The sequence below is a fragment of the Raineya sp. genome, from assembly GCF_053497555.1.
This window is the reverse complement of record NZ_JBRCWE010000046.1, coordinates 56,178-67,059: the sequence shown is the minus strand read 5'-3', so window position 1 is coordinate 67,059 and position 10,882 is coordinate 56,178. Positions and strand designations below refer to the sequence as shown.

General features: G+C 39.0%; 8 protein-coding genes. 5 read left to right on the top strand and 3 right to left on the bottom strand.

Annotated elements, in window-relative coordinates; genetic code table 11:
* From ACWITO_RS05810 to ACWITO_RS05800, 3 genes are all read right to left on the bottom strand, one after another.
* On the bottom strand, nt 1-1,538 hold a 1,538-nt coding region (locus ACWITO_RS05810; RefSeq protein ID WP_448529060.1), incomplete at its 3' end, for a tetratricopeptide repeat protein.
* Nucleotides 1,539-1,617: 79 nt separating this feature from the next.
* Nucleotides 1,618-4,524, bottom strand: coding sequence for a CHAT domain-containing protein (locus ACWITO_RS05805; RefSeq protein WP_448529059.1), 2,907 nt, complete (start codon nt 4,522-4,524; stop codon nt 1,618-1,620).
* Nucleotides 4,525-4,674: 150 nt separating this feature from the next.
* A complete protein-coding gene (locus tag ACWITO_RS05800) occupies nt 4,675-5,184 on the bottom strand; it encodes a biotin/lipoyl-containing protein (RefSeq protein WP_448529058.1) in 510 nt (169 codons plus the stop codon).
* 22 nt (nt 5,185-5,206) lie between these two features.
* Between ACWITO_RS05800 and ACWITO_RS05795 the strand changes: the two genes are divergently transcribed.
* The 5 genes from ACWITO_RS05795 to fabF all read left to right on the top strand — a co-directional run bounded on the left by ACWITO_RS05795 (nt 5,207) and on the right by fabF (nt 10,877).
* The gene (locus ACWITO_RS05795; protein WP_448529057.1) at nt 5,207-5,530 is read left to right on the top strand and encodes an FtsB family cell division protein; all 324 of its coding nucleotides are present in this window, start codon (nt 5,207-5,209) and stop codon (nt 5,528-5,530) included.
* A gap of 177 nt (nt 5,531-5,707) precedes the next feature.
* On the top strand, nt 5,708-7,816 hold the full coding sequence (locus ACWITO_RS05790) for an OmpA family protein (RefSeq protein ID WP_448529056.1): 2,109 nt from the start codon (nt 5,708-5,710) through the stop codon (nt 7,814-7,816).
* A gap of 171 nt (nt 7,817-7,987) precedes the next feature.
* Nucleotides 7,988-9,238, top strand: a complete 1,251-nt coding sequence (locus ACWITO_RS05785; RefSeq protein ID WP_448529055.1) for a competence/damage-inducible protein A — start codon at nt 7,988-7,990, stop codon at nt 9,236-9,238.
* Between the two features lie 124 nt (nt 9,239-9,362).
* A complete protein-coding gene (locus ACWITO_RS05780) occupies nt 9,363-9,599 on the top strand; it encodes an acyl carrier protein (protein WP_101357994.1) in 237 nt (78 codons plus the stop codon).
* 24 nt (nt 9,600-9,623) lie between these two features.
* The gene (fabF, locus tag ACWITO_RS05775; protein ID WP_448529054.1) at nt 9,624-10,877 is read left to right on the top strand and encodes a beta-ketoacyl-ACP synthase II; all 1,254 of its coding nucleotides are present in this window, start codon (nt 9,624-9,626) and stop codon (nt 10,875-10,877) included.
* The last annotated feature ends 5 nt before the right edge of the window (nt 10,878-10,882 follow it).

The following is a 10,882-nucleotide window of genomic DNA, read 5'->3' as shown; positions in this document are numbered from 1 at the left end:
TTTTCGTAAGTTTCTTTGAGGTTTTTATCTTGGGATTTTTCTAAGCTACGACGAAGCTGATTGGTAGAAAAAAACAGCAAGCCTTTGGTGATAAGGTTGTTTTCTAAAAGCCAAGCCGTAAGACCTATTTTTTGGGCTTTGAGAGCAAAGGAAAAGTATATTTCAAAATTATGTTGGAAAGTTGCAAGATACAGGGCTTTTTCTTTTTCTGAAAGCCCTACAAAGTTACGTTGAACATTGAATAGAAGTATTTGAGAGGCTTCTTTATAGAGGAGTTCAGCTTCAGCATAGCGTCCTTGTTCCTGGTAAAGCGAGGCTAAATTATTGCAATAAGAGGCATAATGGGGGTGGTTTTTTCCGAGTGTTTTTTCACGGATATTTTTGGCTTCTTTGAGTAGTGTTTCTGCTTCTGCATAGCGTCCTTGCTCATAGTAAAGCATGGCTAAATTATTGCAGGAATTGGCATAGTCGGGGTGGTTTTTTCCGAGTGTTTTTTCTTTGATATCTTTGGCTTCTTTGTAAAGGGGGTCTGCTTCGGCATAGCGTCCTTGGTATTTGTAAAGCAAGGCTAAATTATTGCAGGAAGTAGCATAATAGGGGTGGTTTTTGCCGAGTGTTTTTTCCCATATATCTTTGGCTTCTTTGAAGAGAGGTTCTGCTTCTGCATAGCGTCCTTGCTCATAGTAAAGCAAGGCTAAATTATTACAGGAGATGGCATAATCGGGGTGGTTTTTTCCGAGTGTTTTTTCACGGATATCTTTGGCTTCTTTGTAGAGAGGTTCTGCTTCTGCATAGCGTCCTTGGTCGTGGTAAAGCACGGCTAAATTATTGCAGGAAGTAGCATAATCGGGGTGGTTTTTTCCGAGTGTTTTTTCATAGATATCTTTGTCTTCTTTTAAGAGAGGTTCTGCTTCTGCATAGCGTCCTTGCTCATAGTAAAGCGAGGCTAAATTACCGCAGGATTGGGCATAATAGGGGTGGTTTTTGCCGAGGGCTTTTTCGTAAATATCTTTGGCTTCTTTGAAGAGAGGTTCTGCTTCTGCATAGCCTCCTTGGTCTTTGTAAAGGTAGGCTAAATTATTGCAGGAAATGGCATAGTCGGGGTGGTTTTTGCCGAGGGCTTTTTCGTAAATATCTTTGGCTTCTTTGTAGAGAGGTTCTGCTTCGGCATAGCGTCCTTGGTCGTGGTAAAGCAAGGCTAAATTATTGCAGGAAATGGCATAGTCGGGGTGGTTTTTTCCGAGTGTTTTTTCACGGATATCTTTGGCTTCTTTGTAGAGAGGTTCTGCTTCTGCATAGCGTCCTTGCTTATAGTAAAGAAAGGCTAAATTATTGCAGGCAGTGGCATAATTTTCGTGTTTTTTTCCGAATTTTTTTTCTGCTTTCCTTCGGGCTTTTTCTAAAATAGGTAGAGCCTCATCGTACTTGCCTGCTTGGTATAGCTCATTGCCTTTTTTATTTAGCTCTTCCCAACTTTGGGCATAACCATACAGCCCCAATCCAAAGCATAAAACGAGAAAAAAGATAAATTTTTTCATACCAATACAAATTTGAAAGCAAAATATGAAAAACGAGGTAAAAGAACAACCCCCTTTTTGGGGGATTTTTGGAAAAATTTCACTCTCCCACCATAACAAAAGCTCCCCAGTAGTAGGGTTCTTTGTATTTTTCACTGCTTTTAATTTTTTGTTGGGCTTGGGTAAAGGCTTGGGTTTTGGGCATCTTTTTCACGAGCCAATTTTCATAAAAACTGCTCATAAATTCTTGTGTGGCGGCGTCATCAACTTTCCAAAGGCTCACAATGATGCTTTTTGCCCCTGCTTGCAAAAAAGCTCTTTGCAAACCATATACCCCTTCGCCATTTTTGATTTCGCCCAAACCCGTTTCGCAAGCCGAAAGAGCCACTAATTCCGTATTTTCCAAATCTAAACCCAGTACCTCTTGGGCAGTAAGAATGCCGTTTTCTTGCGTATCGGGTAGTAGCTTCTTGATAGCCAGTTCTGCCCCTGCCAAAATCAGTCCCGAACGTAACAAAGGATTTTTTATTTCTACTTCGCTTTCATCGTGAAAAAAGCCGTGTGTAGCGATATGCAAAATATCAGGGTTTTGCAGTTTTTTGAGATTTTCTTCATTGGCTTGCAATTCTTGAAATACTTTTGTTTTTATGCCTACTTTTTGAGCAAAAACAGCAATACTTTCTACTTCCTTTTTAGTACCGGGCAAACTCAAAATAGTTCCTGTACCCAGGTCGTAAAAGCGTTGCTTCTGAAAACTTCTGTCGAGAGCATTGTTTGGGGCAGGTTTGTTATTGGCTTTCAAATTGGGCAAATTGCTATAATCGGGGTAGCCGAAAAGATACATTTGATAGTCGGAAAAATTTTTGTTTTGGGCTTTTCGGCTCTTGATTTCCAGCAAATCCGCCGAACGGCTTATCATTTGCACTTCCATTTCATCAGCCACGTATTTACCCGTAGTGGGGTTGAGTAGAGTTCTCGGATTTACTTGATGATAGACGCCATCAGGACAAAAATACAAGCGTTTCACGCCTTTCAGTTGCTCGGTAATGGGTTTCCAATAAACATCATACGACTCCTTATCTTTTTTACGCAAGCGAATGCTGTTGCGATAAAAATGCAAACTTCCATTTTCCATTTCGTAGCCATCAGGAATTTGGATAAGTTCTACGTAATTTGCTTTGGGTTTAATAACCAAAGCTAAATAAATAGCAGAGTCTTGATGAAAGCCATTTCTGAAAGAATAAGTGCGTACAATTTCTACGATTGCCTCATCGGCTTTGAGCTTATTTTGAATTTCAATCCAATCAATGCGTTTTTGTTTGTTTTTATCTACAACTTTTTGCTGAAATTCAGCGTTTTGGGTGGCGAGTTCTTTTTCTATGTTTTCAATTTTTTGCTCTAAAATAGATTTTCCACTTTGGTAGTAGTTTCTTTCTGAAAGATTGATAGATTGTTGTTTTTTGGCAAGTTCGGCTTTGAGGGCTTGCCATTGCTGAAACTTCTTTTTCAGGTTTTCGTCTTTGCTTTGCAAAATAGACTTCAAAAAAACGCGATTTTGGTTGAAGAGAAATCCTTTGGTATGCAAAAGCAGGTTGAATAGCAATTCGCCAAGCATTTTCATTTGCGGGTATTGTCTGCTTACGAAATAAGCATAGAGCAAAATATTTTCATTGAAAGTTTTGTAAAGAGCTTCTTTTTCTTTTTCGGTAAGATGTGCAAAATTACGTTTGATTTGCTCCTCAATTACCCAAGTACCATTTAGAAAAGAAACAGAGGCTAAATCGTTTTTATTTTGATACATTTCTGCCAAACCCATATTGAAATTGAGATGTAAAAAGTAGATATGGTATTTGTCGTTGAGTACGGGAGTGGCTTTCAGAGCAAGGGAAAAGAGTTTTTCGGCTTCACTATATTTTTTAAGATACAAAGCAATAAAGCCCGCTAAATTCGCAGATTCAATATGTTTGAGGTGAGGTTGAGTGTAGTTTTCTTGAAAAAGATAATAAGCAGTTTTGGCAAGTTTGAAAGCAGTTTCGGTACGACTGGGTTCGGTATAAAGCAAATAACGCGAAAGGGCTAAAAGTACATCAGCGTAAATAGCGTTATCTTCACTGATTTCTTTCTGAAAAGTAAGGGCTTGGTGCAAATAATTAGCGGCTTTTTCTTTGGTATTGTCTTTGCTGATGCTATCTTTTTCGCTTATTACTTGTTTAGCGTAAAATTCGCCCGCTTTTTTGAGTGCCAAAATGTATTCTTTGAGCTTTTTAGCAGGTTCGCCAACATTGATTTCATAGTAATTGATTAAACTTTCCAGCTCTTTGATTTGCTTTTCGGGCAAGCCTTGCAAATCGTACATATCGGCAAGGGCTAAAATAATAGAGCCGTATATATTCGTTCTTACCAAATCGTGTCGTGTTTCTTTGGAAGCTACATTGAGGGCTTTTCGGTAATATTTTTCGGCACCAGCAAGGTCATTTTGGGCAAAATGTAAGTCTCCATAAGTTTTGTAAAGTGAAGCCACTGCAAAGAGGGTATCAATAATTACATTTTTTTTCAAATTTTCTGCTCGTACTTGGCTTACTTTTTGGTAAGTTCCGTCTAAATAGCCCTTTGCAGTTACAAAATCTCCTTTTAGTATCAAAACGTGAGCTAAATGGGAAGTGATGTACGCAAGTTCCATTAAAGTTCCACTATTTTTAGGGGCAGATTTGTTATTGCTCAAAGCCAAAATGCCATCGCCATAGAATTTTGCAGATTTATTCAAATCGTAAGTTTGGTAATAACATTCCCCCAAATCAATCAGTACAATTGCATATTCAAGACTTTCGGTGAGTTTTTGGGTTTCAAACCATTGTTTTGCTTTGAGTAGTGGCTCAATGGCTTTCAGATATTCTGCTTTTTCAAAATGCGTTTCTATTTCATTTTTGTAACTACCCCAATTTTCGCGAGTAGCTTGTTGAGCAAAAAGCCAGCAGGGCAAAAGAAGAAAAATGACTAAAAATCGCATAGTTTCAAGCGTTTAGAGAGTGAAATTGGCTAAAAAATAGGGTTTGGTAAGTTTGAAGTTAGAGGTTTGAAGTTTGAGGTTTGAACCTTTGAACTTTGAACTTTGAACTTTGAACTCATAACCCCTAAAGCCTTTATCAAACATCAAAAGTTATGCAAACTCAATTAAAACCTTGTTTTTTTCAACACTATCGCCTTTTTTGATGCAAATTGCCTTGATAGTAGCCTCAGCGGGGGCTTTGATGGCATTTTCCATTTTCATTGCTTCCAGAATAATAAGCACATCACCTTTAGCAACTTTCTGACCTTCGCTCACACGCACATCTACGATGAGTCCGGGCATAGGAGCTTTGAGCTGTCCTACTTTCAAGCCACTGCTTTTTTGCATACCGAGCTTTTCCAAAAGCAAATCCATTTCGCTTTGTGCCGTAAATTCATATTTTTTCCCGTTGATTTTAAGCACAAAAGTTTTTTCGGAGTAGTCTGCCTTTACAATTTCCACAACAAAAGATTTGTTTTCATAAAGGCAATGAAAGGTATTTTCGTTGATAGGCACACTATCCCAAGCAAAAGGACTTTCATTCAAGAAAAATTTGCCTTCTTTGGCTTCTACAAAAAATTCTTTTTGTGAATTTGCATTATTTGACTTAACTTTGACCATTGCTTTCTAAAAGTTTTTGGTGATGAAAAAAATAATTGCTCAAATTGTAAAAAAAGCAAGAAAATTTCGTATTCCCAAATTTATGAAAAACTTTTACTTTGTAGCGATGAGTGTTTTTCTGATTTGGATGCTTTTCTTTGACACCAACGATTTGATAAGCCAGTATCGCTGGCGGAAAAAATATAAACGTCTTTTGCAAGAAAAAGCTTATTACTTGGAACTGCAAAATACACTCAAACAAAACATCAAAGATTTTGGTGATAGAGAAAATTTTGAAAAATTTGCTCGCGAGAAACATCTTTTACAAAAGCCCAACGAAGACGTGTTTCTCATTGTAGAAGAGTAAAAGCAAGAAAGAAATAGGATATTCTTTACAGAAAAATAAAATCTTGTGGATTGAAGCCTTAAAACATTCCTTTCAAATTTTTCATAAACAAATAAAATGTAATTTTTCTTGGCGAAAGCGAAAAAAAATTGTAATTTGCAGGTCAAATTTGTTTTTGTGTTAAAATCCTTATCAATTATGCAAAATATTATTCGCTTTTTATTTGTTTTTTCTGCTGTGATTCTTGTTTCTTGTGGGGGCTTCAACAAAGCCTATAAACACTACGAGGAAGGAGAATACCAAGATGCCATTGAAACGCTTAAAAAATTACAAGCTAAAAAACCTGATGACCCTTTGGTGAATTTTTATTTGGCTCAGTCGCTACGCAAATCTAATCGTCTGCGTGAAGCAGAGGAGTATTATGCCAAAGTGTATAATAAAAAAATACCCAAAACTCACCACGAAGACCACGAAGACGATGCCAAATTTTATTATGCCGTAGTGCTTGAAGAGAATGGTAAAGTAGAAGAGGCTCTCAAACAATACGAAAACTACGCCAAAAAAGGCAAAAATAGGGCGTATGTAGCACGTGCCAAAAGAGAAGTTGAAAATTTGAAAAAGCGTGAGGAATTGGAGAAAATTCAAACTTTTTTTGAAGTAAAGCCTGTTGAAAATCTGAATACGAATTTTGCTGAATTTGCTCCTGTCATCTATCAAGATAAACTTGTTTTGAGTGCTTCTCGTGATAAATCTCACGAATCGGATATTAACGGACAGAAAAATTTGGGTATTTATTATGTGCCTTTGCAAAGTTTGCAGTCGGGAGAGGCAAAAATGCAAGTTTTTGACCCCAATATTCATAAAGAAAACGTAAATGAAGGTACGCCTACATTCAGCCGTGACGGCAAAACGATGATTTTTGCTCGTGCCGCTTCCGTAAATCGCAAGAAAGGTCCGAAAAATATGAAATTGTATATTTCGGAGCTAGATAAAGACGGAAATTGGACTGAACCTCGTCTTTTGGAAGGAGTAAGCAGTGGCGATAACGAAAGCTATTACGGAAAGCCTACGGCAAAATCTGTTCCCAAAGCCTATGTTTGGGACGCTCAGCCCTTCCTTTCGGCTGATGGACAACGCTTGTATTTTGTTTCGGATAGAGAAGCTGATGATAAAGGTACAAAAAGCATAGGCAGACACGATATTTTTGTTGCCGAAAAGAAAAAAGACGGCACTTGGGGCAATGTTCGCAATCTTGGCAAAGAAATCAATACCGAAGCTGATGAGTATTTCCCCTATGTAGCCCCTGACGGCAGGCTTTATTTTGCCTCTGACGGACACCCCAGCCTTGGCGGTTTGGATATTTTCGTAGCAGAGCGTAAAGAGGGAAAAATCACCGTAGAAAACTTAGGCAAACCTATCAATTCTGCTTTTGATGACTTTGGCATAATGTTTATCAACGACAGAGAGGGCTATTTCAGTTCCAATCGTGCCGAAGGCAAAGGTGATGATGATATTTTCTATTTCATTGATAAAAATCCAGGCAAACGTACTGTGAATTACTTTGTGAAGTTCAAAACGATTGGTGTGAAAAAAGACGAAACAGAAATCCCTCTTGCCAATGCTCACGTGAAAATTTTAGATGATAACGATAAAGTAATTCAAGAGTTCTTTACCAACGATAAAGCAGAAACAGAAACTATCCCTGTAAAAGATGATAGACTTGCTTTCAAGGTGGTAGCTGATGTTTCTCATCAGAAAAAACCTTTCCTTGCGGCTCGTAACGATTTTGCTCTTGTGAAAATTCCTGAAAAATATTTGCCTCCCAAACCTGTGATTGATACAACTTTTGTCTATGAGCTAAAACTTCAAGAGTATGATGACAAGACCAAATTCACTCTGAATATCCTTTACGACTTTAACAAATGGAATATTCGCCCTGATGCGGCTAAAATTCTTGATGAGTTTATTGTATTCTTGAAAGATAACCCCAATGTGAAAATTGAATTAGGCTCACATACAGACGCAGTAGGTAATTTTGAAGATAACGACTTGCTTTCCAAACGAAGAGCTGAATCGGCTGTAGAGTATATCGTAACCAAAGGTGGCTTTGATAAAGAACGTATCGTACCACAAGGTTATGGAGAGTATGTGCCAAGAGTGGTTACCAAAGAACTTGCTGAGCAATACGATTTCTTGAAAGAAGGTGATGTGCTTGATGAAGCGTTTATCAACAAATTCAAAGATAAGAAAACCCGAGACCTTTTACATCAACTCAACCGCCGAACCGAAATTCGCATTTTGCGATAAGAAGGTTCACAAAATTCCTTGGCGGATTTTTAGGGGCATAATATCTTATTGTGCCTCTTTTTTTTGAGTAATTAATCAGGCAACCTATCATTGCAAAAGGAAAACACTTTAACAACTTTTTAAACTTTTGAATTCTGTAAATCTTGTAAATCCTGGTAAAATTTTCCCACTATGATAAAAGCTGAAATTCTAAATATTGGAGATGAGATTTTATACGGACAAATTACCAACACCAATGCCCAATGGATGAGTGCCGAATTGGATAAAATTGGCATTCGGGTAATTAGGCATAGCGTAGTAAGCGATACCGAAGAAGCTATTTTGGAAGGCTTGCAAGAAGCTGAAAAGCGAGCTGATGTAATTCTGACAACAGGGGGCTTGGGACCTACCAAAGACGATATTACTAAGAAAACCCTTTGTAAATTTTTTGGCGTAGAACTGATACGCCACCCTGAGGCTTTGCGTGCTGTTACACATTTTTTTGAAAGTCGAGGCAGAGAAATGTTGGAAATCAATCGTCAGCAAGCCGATTTGCCTGCCAATGCTGTTTATATTCCTAATCTCAAAGGAACTGCCCCAGGTATGTGGTTTGAAAGAAACAGAAAAATTTTTGTTTCAATGCCGGGAGTACCTCACGAAATGCAGTTTATTATGCAAAGCTACGTGCTTGAAAACCTACAAAAGTTTTTTCAAACGCCCAGCATTGTGCATAAAATGATAAAAACCGTAGGCATTGGCGAAAGCTATTTGGCTCGTGAAATTGAAACTTGGGAGAATAACCTTCCCGAAAACCTAAAACTTGCTTATTTGCCTTCTTTTGGAATGGTACGGCTTAGAATTACAGGCTTTGGATATGATAAAGAGGCTGTTCGCAGGCAAATTGAGCAGGAAGTAGAGAAAGTTTTGCCACTCATTGATAAGTATGTTTATGGATTTGATGAAGATGATTTAGCAATGGCTGTGGGTAGGCTTTTGGTTCAAAACAAAAAGACACTTGCTATTGCCGAAAGCTGTACTGGGGGCTATTTGGCACATTGTTTCACACAGCACGCTGGTAGTTCGGAGTATCTGAAAGGGGCATTGGTGGCATATAGCAACGAATTAAAAATCAATGTTTTAGGTGTAAAAAAAGAAACTATTGAGGAGTTTGGAGCGGTGAGTGAGCAGACCGTCTTGGAAATGGCAAGCAATATCCGAAAGCTATGTAATGCAGATATTGGCATTGCAACTAGCGGTATTGCAGGACCCGGAGGAGCTACCCCCACCAAACCCGTGGGTACGATTTGGGTTGCTTATGCAGATGAAAAAGGAGCTTCAGCCAAGTTGTATCAGTTAGGAAACGATAGAATGGTCAATATTCAGGTAACTGCCAATTTGCTCATAGATTGGCTTCGCCGAAAGCAGGGGGGAAGAGCCAAATAGCATATGGGGATAGCAAGCATACCTTTCAAAATTGGTGTATATCCAAAAATTTTTCAATTTTTTTTGGCAAATTTTTCAAAAATTGTATTTATTTGCGTTCTGTTAAACCAAAACTGAATTAGAGATGTCTACTATTGCAGAAAAAGTAAAAAGCATTATCGTAGAAAAATTGGGTGTAGAACCTTCTGAGGTTACCCCTGAGGCAAGTTTTACAAACGACTTGGGAGCTGACTCCCTCGACCAAGTAGAACTCATTATGGAATTTGAAAAAGAGTTTAACGTTTCTATTCCTGACGACCAAGCCGAAACTATCAGTACGGTAGGACAGGCAATTGCTTATCTGGAAGCAAACGTAAAATAATCTTCTAACCAAAAATCCAACTCAATGAACCCAAAAAGAGTGGTAATTACAGGGTTGGGAGCAGTAACGCCCATTGGAAATACAGTTGCCGAATATTGGGAAGGGCTTTCCAAAGGTGTGAGCGGTGCCGCTCCCATTACCCGTTTTGATGCCTCCAAGTTCAAAACTCGCTTTGCTTGCGAAGTAAAAAATTTTGATGTCAAACTCTACATAGAACACAAAGAAGCCCGTAAAATGGACTTGTTTCAGCACTATGCTATTGCCGTTGCTGAACAAGCTATCCAAGATGCAGGTTTTGACTTACAAAGCCTTGATAAACGCCGTGTAGGTGTGATATGGGGTTCGGGGATAGGCGGATTGCGGTCTTTGCAAATGGAAGTGGTTGATTTTGCCAAAGGCGATGGTACCCCTCGCTTCAATCCCTTCTTTATTCCTAAAATGATTGCCGACCTTGCTCCCGGGCATATTTCTATTAAGTACGGCTTCTTAGGACCCAACTACACTACGGTTTCGGCTTGTGCTTCTGCCAATAATGCTATTATTGATGCCTTTAATTATATCCGTTGGGGAAAAGCAAATGTTATTCTTACAGGTGGCTCGGAAGCCGCTGTTACCGAAGCAGGTATCGGCGGGTTCAATGCCAATAAAGCTCTTTCCGAACGCAATGATAGCCCCGAAACTGCCTCTCGTCCTTACGATAAAGATAGAGATGGCTTTGTGCTTGGTGAAGGAGGAGCTTGCCTCATTTTGGAAGAGTACGAACACGCCAAGAAACGCGGTGCCAAAATCTATGCCGAAGTAGTAGGAGCTGGCTTTTCTTCCGATGCCTACCATATTACAGCTCCACACCCCGAAGGCTTGGGCGTAATTTATTGTATGCAAGATGCTCTTGATGATGCAGGTATCAGTCCTGATAAAATTGACTACATCAACACCCACGGTACTTCTACACCCATTGGCGACCCACAAGAAATTAAAGCCATTCAGGAAGTTTTCGGCGAACACGCCTACAAACTCAACATCAGCTCTACCAAGTCAATGACAGGGCATTTGTTGGGGGCTACAGGTGCCGTAGAAGCCCTTGCTTGCGTTTTAGCTATACAGCATCAGGTTGTGCCACCTACTATCAACCTTTTTGAAATAGACGAGGTGCTGGATAAAAGACTCAACTTTACACCCAATAAAGCCCAAGAACGTAAAATTACTTATGCTTTGAGCAATGATTTTGGCTTTGGTGGGCATAATACTACGATTATTTTCAAGAAATTTGAAGAGTAATTGCT

Excerpts from the sequence above, each read along its gene's own strand:
- ACWITO_RS05805 (WP_448529059.1), bottom strand. The coding sequence starts at position 4,524 with ATGCGATTTTTAGTCATTTTTCTTCTTTTGCCCTGCTGGCTTTTTGCT.
- ACWITO_RS05800 (WP_448529058.1), bottom strand. The coding sequence starts at position 5,184 with ATGGTCAAAGTTAAGTCAAATAATGCAAATTCACAAAAAGAATTTTTT.
- ACWITO_RS05795 (WP_448529057.1), top strand. The coding sequence starts at position 5,207 with ATGAAAAAAATAATTGCTCAAATTGTAAAAAAAGCAAGAAAATTTCGT.
- ACWITO_RS05790 (WP_448529056.1), top strand. The coding sequence starts at position 5,708 with ATGCAAAATATTATTCGCTTTTTATTTGTTTTTTCTGCTGTGATTCTT.
- ACWITO_RS05785 (WP_448529055.1), top strand. The coding sequence starts at position 7,988 with ATGATAAAAGCTGAAATTCTAAATATTGGAGATGAGATTTTATACGGA.
- ACWITO_RS05780 (WP_101357994.1), top strand. The coding sequence starts at position 9,363 with ATGTCTACTATTGCAGAAAAAGTAAAAAGCATTATCGTAGAAAAATTG.
- fabF (WP_448529054.1), top strand. The coding sequence starts at position 9,624 with ATGAACCCAAAAAGAGTGGTAATTACAGGGTTGGGAGCAGTAACGCCC.